The sequence below is a fragment of the Gemmiger qucibialis genome, assembly GCF_027689445.1.
Taxonomy (GTDB): Bacteria; Bacillota; Clostridia; order Oscillospirales; family Ruminococcaceae; genus Gemmiger; species Gemmiger qucibialis.
The window spans coordinates 670,377-686,656 of sequence record NZ_JAQFEN010000001.1 but is presented as its reverse complement, the minus strand read 5'-3'; the positions used below and the strand labels follow the sequence as shown (position 1 = coordinate 686,656).

Sequence of the window (16,280 nt, the reverse complement as noted above, 5' to 3'; positions counted from 1 at the left end):
CCGTTTACAAAAAGAATTTGTTCAAAAAACGTTCAAAACTTTATGATATCTTTATTTTATACACTGCATTCTTGCATCCAGAATACAGGGCAAAGGGAGCATTTCATCTTGCATCATTTGCCGAAAAGCGGTACAATAATATGAATTTCGCCTTGTTCCAAAAAGGCGCAGCCCCGCGTGCAGAATGCCGCTTTCAGAGTTCAAAAACGGAGAACGTTTTCATACCCCTAGGAGGTCAACCCCATGAGAGTTGGTTTGGACATCGGTTCAACTACCATTAAATGCGTCGTGCTGAACGATGCAGAGCAGATCGTATATTCCACCTATGAGCGCCACTACAGCCATATTCTGGAAAAAGGCAAGGAGCTGCTGCACCGCGCCGCGCAGAACTATCTGCCGGATGGCAGAGCAAAGCTGGCAATCTCCGGTTCCGCCGGTATGGGCCTTGCCGACAGCTGCAAGGTGCCCTTTGTGCAGGAAGTGTTTGCCACCCGCGTGGCCGCCAACAAGCTGGCGCCGGGTACCGACTGCATCATTGAGCTGGGCGGCGAGGATGCCAAGATCTTGTTCCTGACCAACGGTACCGAAGTGCGCATGAACGGCAGCTGCGCAGGCGGCACCGGCGCATTTATTGACCAGATGGCCACCCTGCTGAAGATGAGCGCAGATGAGATGGATAAGGCGGCGCAGAAATCCACCCGTACTTACACCATTGCATCCCGCTGTGGTGTGTTTGCCAAAAGCGACATCCAGCCCCTGATCAACCAGGGCGCACAGGCGGGGGATATTGCGGCTTCCATTTATCAGGCTGTGGTCAACCAGACCATTGCCGGCCTGGCACAGGGCCGCCCCATCAAGGGCAATATTTTGTACCTGGGCGGGCCGCTGACTTTCTCCACCGTGCTGCGCAAAAGTTTTGACGAAACCCTGCATGTGACCGGTACCTGCCCGGAAAACAGCCTGTTGTACGTGGCGCTGGGAGCTGCGTTCTATGCAGACCAGGAGTTTGATCTGAATGAGGTTGCCAACCGCCTGGATGAATACAGCGCCACCGCAACTTACATCAGCCTGCCGCCCCTGTTCAAGGATAAGCAGGAATATGAGGACTTCCATGCCCGCCACCTGAAAGCCTCGGTGCCTTGCGTGCCTTTTGGCGCGGACTGCGGCCCGGTGCATATCGGTATTGACTCCGGTTCCACCACCATCAAGCTGGTGGTGATCGACCAGAATGATAATATTCTGTTCACCAGCTACCAGCCCAACCTGGGCAACCCGCTGCCCCTGGTGCGGGAAACGTTGCTGAAACTGTACCAGCGGCACCCCGGTTTGCAGATCGCCAGCGTGACCACCACCGGTTACGGCGAAGAGCTGGTCAAGAATGCGTTCCATTGTGACCGCGGCCTGGTAGAAACTGTGGCTCACTTTACTGCCGCCAAGCACTTTATGCCCAACGTTGATTTCATCATTGATATCGGTGGCCAGGATATGAAGTGCTTTAAGATCGAGGACGGGGCCATCAGCAATATCTTCCTGAACGAAGCCTGTTCCTCTGGCTGCGGCAGCTTTTTGCAGACCTTTGCCCAGGCACTGGGCTATGATGTCAAGGAGTTTGCCGCCCTTGGCCTGTTTGCCGATAAGCCCGTTGACCTTGGCAGCCGCTGCACGGTGTTCATGAACTCCAGTGTCAAGCAGGCCCAGAAGGACGGCGCTTCCATTGAAAACATCAGCGCTGGCCTGTCCATCTCGGTGGTCAAGAACGCACTGTATAAGGTGATCCGTGCTTCCAGCCCGGAAGAACTGGGCCGCAACATTGTGGTGCAGGGCGGTACATTCTATAATGAAGCGGTTCTGCGCGCCTTTGAAAAAGAGATGGGCGTCAATGTTATCCGCCCGGACATTGCGGGCCTGATGGGCGCTTACGGCGCTGCGCTGTACGGCAAAGCCCGCGCCGCAGCGGGCCAGATGAGCACCGTGTTGACCCAGGACGAGCTGGAACACTTTGAACAGAAGGTCAGCACCGTCCAGTGCGGCGGCTGCGGCAACCACTGCCAGCTGACCATCAATGTGTTTGCCGATGGCAAGCGCTATATTTCCGGCAACCGCTGCGATAAGCCGGTGACCGGCAAGGCAACCAGCGATGATCTGGACCTGTACGCCTACAAGCTCAAGCTGCTGCTGGATTATAAGCCGGAAAACGAGGGCAATTCCCGCGGGGTCATCGGCATTCCGCTCTGCCTGAACATGTATGAGCTGCTGCCGTTCTGGCATACCTTCTTTACCAAGCTGGGCTTTACCGTCAAGGTCAGCCCGGTTTCCAGCCGCAAGCTGTACCAGGAAGGCCAGGCCACCATCCCCAGCGATACCGCCTGTTTCCCTGCAAAGCTCAGCCACGGCCATATTGCCGAACTGTGCAAGATGGGCGTGGACGCTGTGTTCTACCCCTGCATGAGCTACAATGTGGACGAACACCTGGGCGATAACCATTATAACTGCCCCGTGGTTGCTTATTATCCCGAAGTTCTGGTCGGCAACTGCCCGGAACTGGAAAATACCAAGTTCATTTATGATTACATCAACCTGGCCCGCCGCAAGGACTTTACCAAGCGCTTCCCGGCCATTCTGGACCAGTATTTCCCCGGCATCCCTGCTAAGGAAGTACATGCCGCCATTGATGCCGCGTATGATGAGTACGAGCACCACATGACCCAGGTGCGCGCCAAGGGAGCCGAGATCATTGCCCGCGCCCGCGCGGAGCACCGCCACATTATTGTGCTGGCCGGCCGCCCCTACCATGTGGATCCGGAGGTCAACCATGGCATTGATAAGCTGATCATCCGCCAGGGCGCTGCCGTGGTAACGGAAGATTCCGTCAGCTGCTATGAAGAAAAGTTTAATACCGCCGTGCTAAACCAGTGGACCTACCACAGCCGCCTGTATGCGGCCGCCAAGTACTGCACCACCCAGCCGGATATGGACCTGGTGCAGCTGGTATCCTTCGGCTGCGGCCTGGATGCCATTACCACCGACGAGACCCGCGAAATTTTGCAGGAAGGTGGCAAGCTGTACACCCAGCTGAAAATTGACGAGATCACCAACCTTGGCGCCGTCAACATCCGCCTGCGCAGCTTGTTTGCCGCACTGGAAGAACGGAAAGAAGACCAATGATGAGTTAGGAGGTAGGAGTGAGGAGTTAGGAGTTAAAGCACGCCGCAAAGCCTGCGGCAAAATTTGATAGAGTAAGCAGGGAAAAGCGCTTGAAAAGAGCGGCTGCCAAAAGCACTTCCCATACCGTCAACTCCTAACTCCTACATCCTAACCCCTACCTAAACAAGCGAGGCACTTTATGGAATACATGACCCCCAATTTTACCAAGGATATGGTCAAGACCCACAAGATTTTGATCCCCAATATGGCCGTTACCCAGTTCCGGCTGCTGCAGGCTGCGCTGGAGTGTGAGGGCTATAATGTGGAAGTTCTGGGCAACTGCGGCAGCGAGGTCGCCCAGCTTGGCCTGAAATATGTTCACAACGATACCTGCTACCCGGCGCTGCTGGTCATCGGTCAGTTTATTGACGCGCTGAACTCCGGCAAGTATGATCTGGACCATACCGCGCTGCTCATTACCCAGACGGGCGGCGGCTGCCGTGCATCCAACTACATCAAGCTGCTGCGCAAAGCGCTGGTCAAGGCCGGGTACGGTAATATCCCGGTGGCATCGCTGAACTTTTCCGGCCTGGAAAAAGGCAGCGGCCTGCCGCTGACCCTGCCGCTGATCCGCAAGGTCATTGCCTGCATCTATTACGGTGACCTGTTGGTGGCCCTGCGCAGCCAGACCAAGCCCTATGAGAACAAGCCCGGCTCCGCTGATGCCCTGACCGAAAAGTGGATCGCCACTATCCAGAGCTGGATGCACAAGAGCATCAACTACAATGTGCATGATATGAAACGCCAGTTCGCCGTCATCTGCGCTTCTTACGCTTCGGTACCTGTTACCCGCGTGCCGAAAGTCAAGGTTGGCGTTGTGGGCGAAATTTACGTCAAGTATTCGCCCCTGGGCAACAACGATCTGGAAAAATTCCTGGAAAGCCAGGACTGCGAAGTGAACCTGCCCGGCCTGATGGGCTTTGTGGAATACTGTGTTGCCAACATGACGCTGGATGTGGAGCTGTACGGCGGCAGCAAGGTCAAGGCAATGGCGACGGATAAGCTGCTGGACTGGATGGATTCCATCGGCTGCGCTATGAACGATGCCATGCGCAAAAACGGCTTCTATGCGCCCGGCTCTTTCCGTGAACTGATGGAAAAACCCAAGGGCATTATCTCCCTGGGGGCCAAGATGGGCGAAGGCTGGCTGCTGACCGCCGAAATGATCGAGCTGGTGGAGGGCGGATACGAAAACATCGTTTGTGCTCAGCCCTTTGGCTGCCTGCCGAACCACATTGTAGGCAAGGGCATGATCAACCAGATCCGCGCCCGCTACCCGCAGGCCAACATCACCCCCGTGGACTATGACCCCAGCGCCACCCGCGTCAACCAGGAAAACCGCATCAAGCTGATGCTGGCCGTGGCCAAGGAGCGCCTGACCACCAAGGCTGACCCTGCCCCCGTTACGGCAGAAGAACTGGCGGGCGGCGCCCCGCAGGTGGAAACCCAGGTTCCCGCCATGCTGTAAGGCAAAATTATAAGGCAACACCGCACAATTCTAAGCACCGCTCCGGCGGCTGCGGCACGGCATCTGCGTTGCCAAAATGCTCGATAAGACATCCAGTATTATCTGCGCTTTTGGCTTAGCATCTGCCGCACCTCGCTCGCCGTATCGGCACTTAGAATTATGCGGTATTGCCATAAAGATAGTGAACCGCCCTGCCGAGGTACAGCGCTGCACCCGGCGGGGCGGTTTTGCCTCAGATAAAAGCGTAAAATCATACCTTGTGCGGGGCGGCATTTTGGGGTATGCTGGTAGCAGAGAAAGAGATGAAAACAGCAAAGGAGCATTTTGCAATGAAATATGATTTTACTTCCATCATGAACCGCCATGGCAAGGACGCCATTGCGGTAGATTCCGTCGGCCAGATGAACGGCTTTGCGCCCGAAGCGCCCAAACCTGGCTTTGATGTGATCCCCATGTGGGTGGCGGATATGAATTTTCCCACGGTACCCACCATCCAGCAGGCCATTATCGAGCGCGCCCAGCACCCGGCCTTTGGCTATTTTAGTGCGACCGATGAATATTATGATTCCATCATCCGCTGGCACCAGACCCGCAACGGTGTAACCGGCCTGACCAAAGAGTGCATCGGGTACGAAAACGGTGTGCTGGGCGGCGTGATCTCTGCTTTGACCAGCTTTGCTGCCCCCGGCGATGCCGTGCTGCTGCACAGCCCCACCTACATCGGCTTTACCGCCAGTGTGGAAAACAACGGCTATAAAATTGTGCACAGCCCACTGGTCAAGGATGAAAACGGTGTGTGGCGGATGGACTTTGAGGATATGGATGCCAAGATCAAGGCGAACCACATCCATGTGGCGATCTTCTGCAGCCCGCACAACCCCTGCGGCCGCGTGTGGGAGCGCTGGGAGTTGGAAAAGGCAATGGAGGTCTACCGCGCCAATGACTGTCTTGTCATTTCGGACGAAATCTGGTCGGATATCATTCTGAACGGCCACAAGCACATCCCCACCCAGTCCGTCAGCGAGGATGCCCGCAGCCGCACCGTTGCCCTGTATGCCCCCAGCAAAACCTTTAACCTGGCGGGCCTGGTGGGTAGTTACCATATTATTTATAACCCCTACCTGCGGGACCGCGTGCGTGCCAAAAGCAGCAAGCCGCACTATAATGATATGAATGTGCTTTCCATGCACGCCCTAATCGGCGCTTATAAGCCGGAAGGGTACGAATGGGTGGAGGAACTGCGGGAGACCATCAGCGGCAATGTCAACTTTGCCTGTGATTATATCACCCAGCATTTTGAAGGCGTTTCGGTCAGCAAGCCGGAGGGCACCTACATGCTCTTCCTGGATTGCACGGATTGGTGCAAAGCCCACGGGAAAACCATTGCCGAGGTGGAAAAAGCCGGCTGGAATGTGGGCGTTGCCTGGCAGGATGGCCGTATGTTCCACGGCCCCTGCGCCATCCGCATGAACCTTGCACTGCCCCTGACCCGCGTGCAGGAAGCCTTTGAACGGCTGGACAAATACGTGTTCAATGGGGAATGGGTGTGATAGGCGTAGATAAAAAATAACACGAGTGTTCCCAAAAATGTGATGGCGTAATATTTTATTTGTAGGGGGCAGCGTCCCCCGGCGCCCCGGACGGGCCCTGTGGTAAATTCGATTATGGGAGGCTCCGGAACGGTCAAGACCGTTCCCTACAGAGTATTTGTGATGTGTTACGGACATAAAAAACAACCTGTAGGGCGGGGGGCCCTCACCCCGCCGCAGAGAAACTTTGCCGCACTGCGCATCACAAATCCGCAGCAAACGAAACCTGATTTGTAGGGGACGATGATTACATCGTCCCGCATAACACGCATTACTTTTTGTTTTACCGCAAAAACCAAAACAGCGGATGCTCCCACGTCATCGGGAACATCCGCTGTGTTTTTTATGACAAAGCAAAGGCAACACCGCACAATTCCCGCCTTGCGGCTTAAGCACCGCTCCGGCAGCTGCGGCACGGCATCTGCGTTGCCAAAATGCTCGATAAGACATCCAGTATTATCTGCGCTTTTGGCTTGGCATCTGCCGCACCTCGCTCGCCGTATCGGCACTTAGAATTATGCGGTATTGCCCAAAAATTATTTGTCCAACTGCATCAAACCGACCTTGCGGTATACCTTGCTGACGGTACGGTTGGCAAGGCGGGCGGCACGCTCGGCACCGGATTTCAGCACGCTGTCCACATAGGCTTTGTCAGCCAGAATGCGGCCATACTCGGCCTGCACGGGGGCCAGGGCGTCGGCGGTCACTTCGGCAACGGCCAGCTTGAAATCACCGTAACCCTTGCCGGCAAACTCAGCCTCAATAGCGGCCAGGTCTTTGCCGGTAAAGGTGGAATAAATGGTCATCAGATTGGAAACACCGGGCTTGTTCTCGGCGTCAAACCGCACAACGCCGTCAGAATCGGTTACGGCGCGCTTGAATTTGCGCACAATGGTGTCCTTATCGTCGGTCATCAGCACAAAGGCGTTTGCGTTGGTGTCAGACTTGCTCATCTTTTTGGTGGGTTCGGCCAGGCTCATGATCTTGGCGCCTGCCTTGGGAACGTAACCGGCGGGCAGGGTAAAGGTATCACCGTAAATGCCGTTGAAACGGTTGGCAATCGTGCGGGCAATTTCCAGGTGCTGGGTCTGGTCCTGGCCAACGGGCACCAGATCCGCGTTATAAACTAGGATGTCGGCCGCCATCAGAACAGGGTAGGTGAACAGACCGCCGTTGACGTTATCCGGGTGCTTGGCGCTTTTATCCTTGAACTGGGTCATGCGGGAAAGTTCGCCAAACTGGGTGTTGCAGGCCAAAACCCAGGAAAGCTCGCAGTGGGCGGGAACATGGCTCTGCACAAACAGCACATGCTGTTCCGGGTCAATGCCCACAGCCAGCAACAGGGCGGCCATCTCGCGGGTTTGACGGCGCAGGTTGGCGGGGGTCTGGCGCACGGTCAAAGCGTGCAGGTCAGCAACCATATACAGGCAGTCATAATCCGACTGCAGCAGGGCCCAGTTGCGCACCGCACCGATATAATTGCCCAACGTGGGGGTGCCGGTGGGCTGGATGCCCGAAAGAATGCGCTTGCGCTTTTCAATTTGTTCTGCCATGGTGAATACTTCCTTTCCATCTTTCAATAAAGAAAACTGCCCCCGCACAGAGAAGCGGGTGCGCCTCTGTGCAAGGGCAGGAAAGTTTTTCCTGTGGTGCCACCTTGCTTGCCGCAAACTGCGGCCGCTTACCGGGATGCAAATAACATCCCCGCCGGATAACGGTGGCTGCCGTCAACGGATACTGGGCGTTCGCGCCGTTCCCCGTGCCCTCTGCGAACCATTGTGCCGCCCCGCGTTCCGGCCTGTTCTCAGCTGTCCAGGCTCTCTGTGCGTGCGCCGGCGGTCTTACTTTCGCATCACTGGTTTACAGCATGTATTGTATCACGCGGGCAAACAATTTGCAAGATGGAACTGTGCAAAAGAAGCTGACCAATGAATTTGCAAAAACGGCGTTGACAAGAAAGAGCAACATGGGTAAACTTATCTTATATATGTTTGCATATGCTGTTACATCATCACGAAAGTAGGGGTAATTTTACCATGGCTAATCCTGTACGCACCCGGTTTGCACCGTCCCCCACGGGCTATATGCATGTGGGCAACCTGCGCACCGCACTGTATACTTATCTTCAGGCCCGCCACAACGGCGGCACCTTTATCCTGCGCATTGAGGATACCGATCAGGGCCGCCTGGTGGAGGGCGCAACCGATATTATTTACAACACGCTGCGCGCCACCGGCTTGACTTGGGACGAAGGCCCGGATATCGGCGGCCCCGTCGGCCCTTATGTCCAGAGCCAGCGCATGGGCATGTTCAAACAGTATGCCGAGCAGCTGGTCAAAGCGGGCAAAGCCTACTACTGCTTCTGCACCGAGGAACGCCTGAACGACCTGCATGAGCAGCAAAAAGCCAATGGCGAAATGAGCCATTACGACGGCCACTGCCGTGACCTGCCGCAGGAGGAGATCAGCGCCAAGCTGGCTGCCGGTGTGCCCTATGTCATCCGCCAGAAGATCCCTGCCGAGGGTGTGACCGGCTTTGACGATGTGGTGTACGGTCACATTGAGGTCAATAATTCCGAACTGGATGACCAGATTCTGATCAAGACTGATGGCATGCCGACCTATAACTTTGCCAACGTGGTAGATGACCACCTGATGGGCATTACCCATGTCATCCGCGGCAGCGAGTATCTTTCCAGCACGCCGAAGTACAACTTGCTGTACCAGGCGTTCGGCTGGGAGGTCCCCACCTACATCCACTGCCCGCCGGTCATGAAAGACGCACAGCACAAGCTTTCCAAGCGCAACGGCGATGCCAGCTATCAGGACCTGGTGGCAAAGGGGTATCTGCCCGCCGCTGTGCTGAACTATCTGCTGCTGCTGGGCTGGGCACCGGAAGGCGAACAGGAAATCTTCAGCCTTGACGAGATGATCAAGATCTGGGACCCTGCCCGCATCTCCAAGTCTCCTGCTATCTTTGACCCGCTCAAGCTGCGTGCCATCAACGCCGCTTACATCCGTGCCCTGCCGGCAGAAGAGTTCCGCAAGCTGGCGGACCCATTCATTGACCAGGCGGTGCATGTGCAGATCGACCGCGACCTGCTGTGCGCGAACCTGCAGCCCCGCTGCGAGGTGCTGGAGGATATCCCGCCGCAGCTGGACTTCTTTGATGCAGTTCTGCCCATTGATGCTGAAATGTACCGCAACAAAAAGCAGAAAACCACGCCGGAATCCGCCAAGGAAGCGCTCAGCGCCCTGCTGCCCGTGCTGGAAGCCCAGACCGACTGGAGCCGCGACGCCATTTTTGAAGCCTGCAAGCAGAAAGCCGAGGCAATGGAAAAGAAGAACGGCTGGCTGCTGTTCCCGCTGGGCATTGCCCTGTCCGGCAAGGCCCGCACCCCCGGCGGCGGCACCGACCTGGCCGCCATGATGGGCAAGGAGGAGACCCTGCGCCGCCTGAACGCAGCGATCGAAGCCCTGTAACAAGCCCAGATACCAGCGCCGTTTTCCCGCCCGGAAAGCGGCGCTTTTTGGTACGGTGGAACTGCACAAATACACTTGCACATTTTGGTGCAGCGTGCTATGATTGGGGCAGTTAGTTAAGGCAATACCGCATAATTCTAAGTGCCGATACGGCGAGCGAGGTGCGGCAGCTGCTAAGCCAAAAGCGCAGATAATACTGGATGTATTATCGAGCATTTTGGCAACGCAGATGCCGTGCCGCAGCCGCCGGAGCGGTGCTTAAGCCGTCAGGCGGGAATTGTGCGGTGTTGCCTTAAATTTACCTGAAAGGTGAGGATTATAATATGAACGAACAACGTGTAGCGCGCGTGCGCGCCGAAATGCAGGCGCACGGCCTGACCCAAATGATCATCAGCGACTCCAAAAGCATCTGGTACCTGACTGGTGCCAGTGTGGAGCCGTATGAGCGCCTGATGGCGCTGTACCTGCCGGTGCAGGGCGAGCCGGTCATCTTTTTGAACAAGCTGTTCTTTGTGCCGCAGGCCCCCTGCCGCGAAGTGTGGCACACGGACTCGGACAAGCCGGTGGAGCAGATCGCCGAAGTGGTGGACAAGACCAAGACTCTGGGCATCGACAAGGAATGGCCTGCCAAGTTCCTGATCCCTTTGATGGAGCTGTGCCCCGGTATGCCGGTAGTGCTGGCTTCCGACTGCGTGGATGCCTGCCGCGCCGTGAAGGATGCCGAAGAACAGATGCTGATGAAGGAAGCATCCCGCATCAACGATGAAACCATCCTGAAAGCGCGCGACTACGTCAAGCCCGGCATGACCGAAAAGCAGGTTGCCGAGTACATTGACAACGAGTACAAGAAAGCCGGCTGCGAGAGTGTGGCATTTACCACCATCGTATCCTTTGGTGCAAACGCCGCTGACCCCCACCACGAGCCGGACGATACTGTGCTGGAAAAAGGCGAGTGTGTGCTGATCGATATGGGCTGCTGCAAGAACCGTTACTGCTCCGATATGACCCGCACATTCTTCTGCGGGGAGCCGAAGCCGGAGTATGCCGCCATCCATGACCTGGTGCGCCAGGCCAACGAAGCCGCCGAGGCGATGATCCACCCCGGCGTGCGCCTGTGCGATATTGATGCCGCCGCCCGTGACCTGATCACCAAAGCGGGCTATGGCGAGTACTTCAACCACCGCCTGGGCCACTTTATCGGTCAGACCGATCACGAAAAGGGCGATGTGAGCGCCGCCAACACCGATACCGTAAAGCCGGGCATGATCTTCTCCATTGAGCCGGGCGTATACCTGCCGGGCAAGTTTGGAGTGCGCGTGGAGGACCTTGTCATCGTGACCGAAACCGGCTGCGAAGTGCTGAACCATGTGGATAAGCATTGGAGCGTGGTGGGGGTGTGATTGGCCCCAGACCGGAAATGATAAAATTAGAAATTTGAAAAGGGGCGGAAGTGCTTGAAGAGATCTGTTGTTCGCTTCCTTGCCGCACGATCCGTACAATAAGATTTATGCCCGTCCGGGGCGTCGGGGACCCCGCCCTACCGAGAGTTTACAGGTTTGTAACGCGATTTAAAACGATTTGTAGGGAACGGTCTTGACCGTTCCGGGTGTTTTCCTTATTTCCCTTTTGTTGGAATATTGACCATGGGTTTCGGAACGGTCAAGACCGTTCCCTACAGAGCAAAAATACATAGAAAGCAACACATGACAACAGGCAGCAGCCCACAAAATAGGGCCGCTGCCTGTTGTTTTTATTTTTTATATTATAATTATATATTATAAAGTTTCTTCGGTTCTTTCTTTTCAAAGAAGGAACAAAAACTCCCGTAAAACACTCACGCACCCGGCAGCAGGGCAACGGCATCGCGCAGGATGGTGAGAGGGTCCTCGCCGCGCAGGACATGCAGGCTGATGTAGGGGCGGCCTACGGCGTTGTAGATCACGCGGTGCGGCATGGCATCCATCATGGCCCCCATCTGCGCCGGGGTCACAACATCGGTGTACAAAATCAGATTGTCGTTGCGCTGCACGATCTCCACAATGCCTGCGCGGGCGGCTGTCACGCGCACCAGGCTGATGTCCACCAACCCCTGCACACTGCGCGGCGGGTCGCCGTAACGGTCAATCAACTCATCCAGTACATCCGTGGCATCGTCACGGGTGGTGATGGCCGCAATCTTCTTGTAGGCTTCGATCCGCCCGGCGGCATCGGGAATGTAGCTTTCCGGCAGATAGGCATCCACCGTAATGTCAACAAGGCAATCACTCTTGTCCGGCGCAGCAGGCTCGCCGCGGGCGGCTGCAATGGCCTGGTTCAGCATTTTTACATATAGCTCGTAACCAACCGCTTCCATGTGGCCGTGCTGGCTGTGTCCAAGCAGGTTGCCCGCACCGCGGATTTGTAAATCGCGCATCGCAATGCGGAACCCGGAACCAAAAGAGGTAAACTCCCGGATGGCTGAAAGCCGTTTGGAGGCAATTTCCGTCAACACTTTGTCGCGCTGGAAGGTGAAATAGGCATACGCCTTGCGGTTGGAGCGCCCCACACGGCCGCGAATCTGGTACAGCTGTGAAAGCCCCATGCGGTCCGCATTCTCAATAATCAGGGTGTTGCAGTTGCGCACATCCACGCCGGTTTCAATCAGGGTGGTGCAGACCAGCACGTCGATCTCGTTGTCCAACAGCTGCTGCCAAACCGAGGAAATCTGCTCCTCCGTCATTTTGCCGTGGGCGATGCCGACCCGCGCACCCGGCACCAGCTTTTGCACCTTGGCGGCGCACTGCTCAATGGTTTCGACTCGATTGTACAGGTAATACACCTGCCCGCCGCGGGCCAGCTCACGCCGGATGGCTTCGGCAATAATGGCATCGTCATATTCCAGCACATAGGTCTCAATGGGCTGGCGCTCAAAGGGCGGCTGTTCAATGGTGCTCATGTCCCGGATGCCGGACAGTGCCATGTTCAGCGTGCGGGGGATCGGCGTGGCCGAAAGGGTCAGCATGTCCACCCCGATAAAGTTTTCTTTCAGCTTTTCCTTGTGTTTTACGCCAAAGCGCTGCTCCTCGTCAATGATGACAAGGCCCAGGTCTTTGAACTTTACATCGTCCGAAAGCAGGCGGTGGGTGCCCACCACAATGTCCACTGTGCCGTCTTTCAGGCCGCGGATGGTCTCTTTCTGCTCTTTGGCGCTGCGGTAACGGCTGAGCAGTCCGATGCGGATGGGAAAGGCCTCCATGCGGGCGATGGCCGTGTTGAAATGCTGCCACGCCAGAATGGTGGTGGGGGCCAGGATGGCGCACTGCTTGCCGCCCATCACGCATTTGAACGCGGCGCGCAGGGCAACCTCAGTCTTGCCCACGCCGACATCGCCGCACAGCAGGCGGTCCATCGGCCAGGGCTGCTCCATATCATGTTTGATCTCCGCCGCGCTGGAAAGCTGGTCCGGCGTTTCATCATAGGCAAAGCGCTGCTCAAAATCTCCCTGCCAGGTATCATCTGGAGGGAAGGCATGACCGTGCGCCCTTTTGCGGCGGGCATACAGCTCAATCAGCTCCTTGGCCATCTGCTCGGTAGCGGCGCGCACCTTCTTGCGGGTCTTGGTCCACTCGGCCCCGCCCAGGCGGCTGAGCTTGACATTCTCCGAATCCCCCGGCGCGGTGTAGCGGGAAAGCAGGTCCAGCTGGGTGACGGGAACATACAGCACATCTTTTTTATCGTACTCAATGCGCAGGTAGTCTTTGGTAACGCCCTGAACCGCCATGCGCTGGATGCCCGCATACCGGCCAATGCCGTGGTTCTGGTGCACCACCAGATCGCCCGGCGTGATCTCGGTCAGGCTGTTCAGGGCATCTTTGGCTTTTTTGCGCTTTTTCTTCTGGGAGCTGGTCTCGCCAAAGGCACGGCCTGTCAGCAAAGCATACTTGGCAAACGGAAATTCGCACCCAGCGGAAAGGTGCCCCGCCAGAACCTGCACCAGCCCGGCAGCGGGGGCTGCTGCAGCATCGGTGGTAACCAGAATGCCTTTATCGCGCAGGTCGCGTGCCAGACCGGCTGCGGCACGGTCGGTGCCGGCCAGCAGGGTAACGGTATAACCGGCATCGCACAGCGGTTTCAAATCCTCCAGCAGCCCGGCGACTTCGCCATTCCAGGCAGGCAGGGTGTGAGCCGGGGCGTTGATGATATCTTTCAGCGGCTGATCCGGCATGCTGCGGGCAAAGTTCTCGGCACAGATGGTGCGGTAGTGTCCGGTTTTGGACCACAGGTAGCTTGGGTCCGCGTACAGGTTATCCAGCCCGGCGCAAAGGACGCCGTCCAGGATCAGGGATTTCAGTTCCTCGCCCCGGCGGTAGGCAGTCGCGCGGTCGGCTTCCCGGATGGAAGCAGGCTCTTCGGCCACAAGGATTGGGTCGTCAAAATAATCCAGCACGGTGGCGGGATGGGGGTAGCGCACGGCCAGGTATTTGTCCATGTTGACCGGCACGGCACCGCCATCCAGCAGGTCCAGATCGGCGGCCATACAGTCTGCCATGGCGGTTTTCTTTTTGCCGCGCTGCTTGGCCAAAAAGGCCCGAAGCTGCTCGGCGGCATCGGCAGGCTTGCCGAACAGAACTTCCCGCGCGGGGCTCAGGTAAAACTTATCAATGGCATCCTCGCGGCGCTGGGTGGTCAGGTCAAAGGTGTGCAGGGTATCGATCTCATCACCCCAAAATTCCATACGAACCGGCATTTTCTGGTCGGGAGCAAAAATATCCACAATATCGCCGCGCACAGAGAACTGGCCGGGGCCATCCACCTGGGCCCGGCGGGTGTAGCCGGCACCAAACAAAGCGGCCAGCAGGTCATCCCGCAGCAGAGTATCCCCCGCATGGAGGGTGCGGGTGTTGGCGCAGAAATCCTCTTTTGGGGTGGTGAACTGGGTCAGGGCTTCCGCGGGCACAGCCACGGCGCGCAGCCGCCCGCCTACCAGTTCGCCCAGCACAGCCAGGCGGCGGTACTCGTATTCGCGGGCGGTGCCCTCAATGGGGCGCAACACATAGTCCCGCGCCGGGAACACGGCGGCGGGAATGCCCAGCGTGTTCAGGTCAGCAGCAAAGCGGGTGGCTTCGGCCTCGCCGGGGGTCACGATGCATAGCGGCTTATCCAGCTGGCGGCACAGTGCGGCATACACCTGTGCGCGGCCGGATGCGGGCAGCCCAAACAGGGCGCATGCACCTTTGCCGGAAAGTGCGTGGCTCAGTTTTTTGTATTCGGTTGTGGTGGTAAACAATGCGTCAAACATGGTGCCTCCTGCGCTTGCGCATGATAGGGCGGGTGATGTATAATTTTGAGGATACGAGTAATACGAGAGTTTTTGCCCCTTCTTTGAAAAGAAGGAATCGAAAAAGTTCGGCAGAATAAAGAAATCAAATAATGCTGCAATAAGGAGCAGAATATAGAAAGATGACAAAACATAAAAATGTAGCGCTGGATGAGCTGCGTATTCTGGCGGCGCTGATGGTGCTGGGCGTGCATACCGGGCAGAAAGTTGGCCTGGGGGATGCCGCCGCGGTTGGCGCGCAGGGGGTGCAACTGTTTTTTGTGCTCAGCGGGTACCTGGCCGCGGCCAGCCTGAGCCGCCACCCGGAGCCGCTGCCGTATTACCAGCGCCGCATCCGGCGGATCCTGCCGCTGTACTGGCTGGTGCTGGTGCTGCGCTGGCTGTTCGATGCGGTACGCTATCTGGCGGCGGGCGCCAGTGCAGCCCAGCTGTTTGGCCCCGGCGGGCCGTGCGGGCCGGGTTACCTGCGGTACTTTGTATTTTTGCAGATGTGGCTGCCCAGTGATAACTGGATGCTGTGGAACAACCGCAACGTGCTGTGGACGATGAGCGCCTTTGCGTTCTTTTATCTGCTGGCCCCGTGGCTGTACCGGCTGTGCAAACGCTTTTGGGGTGCGCTGGCGTTGCTGGTGGTCTGCCTTGCGGTGAAGGGCAGGATCGGCGGCTTAATTGAAAGCAGTCTGGCGGCTTTCCCGGCAGAAGCCAACATCAGCGAGTTCAGCGCAAAAACGCCGGTCATGACGCTGTACTGCTTTATCTTTGGCATGGCGGCGTTTGCGGCAGTGCGGGAGAACAAGCAGTTTTTATACGGGGCATTCTGCATTCTGCTGGCAGTGCTCACCAACTTCCAGCGGGCGGGGTTCGAGTGTGTGTTTACGGTGCTTGTTCTATTGGCCGTGCAGAACCCGCAGGGCGTTGGCCTGGCGGAAAATCAGAAGTTCGCCCAGGCCGTGGAATTTGTGGGGGCGGGCAGCTTTTGGCTGTACCTGGCCCACCCGCTGGTGCTGGAGCTGCTGCCCAACACCGCGATGGGCGGCGCAGCCGCGTGGCTGTGCTTCGCCGGGGTATATGCCGTCTGCCTGATGGTGTGCTATGCGCTGTATGCGCTTTTTGTGCGCCGGTATGAGCAGCGCTTTGCGTAACCATTGTACTATATTTGCAGCAAAACGGCAAAGTGAATTTTGAGAGAAGCGTTGCATGGAACGACAAATGGCGGGCGG

Annotated in this window: 8 protein-coding genes; 6 read left to right on the top strand and 2 right to left on the bottom strand. The window is 57.1% G+C overall.

Translation table 11 applies throughout. From position 1 onward, the window contains the following. The first annotated feature begins 243 nt into the window (after positions 1-243). From PG062_RS03095 to PG062_RS03085, 3 genes are all read left to right on the top strand, one after another. On the top strand, positions 244-3,165 hold the full coding sequence (locus tag PG062_RS03095; protein ID WP_270751081.1) for an acyl-CoA dehydratase activase: 2,922 nt from the start codon (positions 244-246) through the stop codon (positions 3,163-3,165). Positions 3,166-3,343: 178 nt separating this feature from the next. Then, positions 3,344-4,672 carry a 2-hydroxyacyl-CoA dehydratase gene (locus PG062_RS03090; RefSeq protein WP_270751079.1) on the top strand — a complete coding sequence of 443 codons (1,329 nt, stop codon included), beginning with the start codon at positions 3,344-3,346 and terminating at the stop codon, positions 4,670-4,672. Between the two features lie 329 nt (positions 4,673-5,001). Continuing rightward, a complete protein-coding gene (locus PG062_RS03085) occupies positions 5,002-6,222 on the top strand; it encodes a MalY/PatB family protein (RefSeq protein ID WP_270751273.1) in 1,221 nt (406 codons plus the stop codon). A 575-nt stretch (positions 6,223-6,797) separates the two neighbouring features. Here the strand turns inward: PG062_RS03085 and trpS are convergent. Continuing rightward, the gene (trpS, locus tag PG062_RS03080; protein WP_114000538.1) at positions 6,798-7,814 is read right to left on the bottom strand and encodes a tryptophan--tRNA ligase; all 1,017 of its coding nucleotides are present in this window, start codon (positions 7,812-7,814) and stop codon (positions 6,798-6,800) included. 483 nt (positions 7,815-8,297) lie between these two features. Here trpS and gltX point away from each other — a divergent pair, with 483 nt between their 5' ends. Together gltX and PG062_RS03070 are read left to right on the top strand one after the other, a co-directional pair. After that, positions 8,298-9,743 (top strand): glutamate--tRNA ligase, encoded by a 1,446-nt coding sequence (gene gltX / locus PG062_RS03075; RefSeq protein WP_270751077.1) that lies wholly within the window; start codon positions 8,298-8,300, stop codon positions 9,741-9,743. 323 nt (positions 9,744-10,066) lie between these two features. Next, on the top strand, positions 10,067-11,143 hold the full coding sequence (locus PG062_RS03070) for a M24 family metallopeptidase (protein ID WP_114000776.1): 1,077 nt from the start codon (positions 10,067-10,069) through the stop codon (positions 11,141-11,143). A gap of 434 nt (positions 11,144-11,577) precedes the next feature. Here PG062_RS03070 and mfd read toward each other — a convergent pair whose 3' ends face one another. Next, complete coding sequence (mfd, locus tag PG062_RS03065) at positions 11,578-15,021, bottom strand: transcription-repair coupling factor (RefSeq protein WP_270751076.1); 3,444 nt, start codon at positions 15,019-15,021, stop codon at positions 11,578-11,580. Between the two features lie 161 nt (positions 15,022-15,182). Here mfd and PG062_RS03060 point away from each other — a divergent pair, with 161 nt between their 5' ends. Continuing rightward, entirely contained in the window at positions 15,183-16,202 is a 1,020-nt protein-coding gene (locus PG062_RS03060) for an acyltransferase family protein (protein ID WP_270751074.1), read from the top strand. The last annotated feature ends 78 nt before the right edge of the window (positions 16,203-16,280 follow it).

What these genes read in the sequence shown, in the direction of transcription:
- PG062_RS03095 (WP_270751081.1), top strand. Translation starts at nt 244, where the DNA reads ATGAGAGTTGGTTTGGACATCGGTTCAACTACCATTAAATGCGTCGTG.
- PG062_RS03090 (WP_270751079.1), top strand. Translation starts at nt 3,344, where the DNA reads ATGGAATACATGACCCCCAATTTTACCAAGGATATGGTCAAGACCCAC.
- PG062_RS03085 (WP_270751273.1), top strand. Translation starts at nt 5,002, where the DNA reads ATGAAATATGATTTTACTTCCATCATGAACCGCCATGGCAAGGACGCC.
- trpS (WP_114000538.1), bottom strand. Translation starts at nt 7,814, where the DNA reads ATGGCAGAACAAATTGAAAAGCGCAAGCGCATTCTTTCGGGCATCCAG.
- gltX (WP_270751077.1), top strand. Translation starts at nt 8,298, where the DNA reads ATGGCTAATCCTGTACGCACCCGGTTTGCACCGTCCCCCACGGGCTAT.
- PG062_RS03070 (WP_114000776.1), top strand. Translation starts at nt 10,067, where the DNA reads ATGAACGAACAACGTGTAGCGCGCGTGCGCGCCGAAATGCAGGCGCAC.
- mfd (WP_270751076.1), bottom strand. Translation starts at nt 15,021, where the DNA reads ATGTTTGACGCATTGTTTACCACCACAACCGAATACAAAAAACTGAGC.
- PG062_RS03060 (WP_270751074.1), top strand. Translation starts at nt 15,183, where the DNA reads ATGACAAAACATAAAAATGTAGCGCTGGATGAGCTGCGTATTCTGGCG.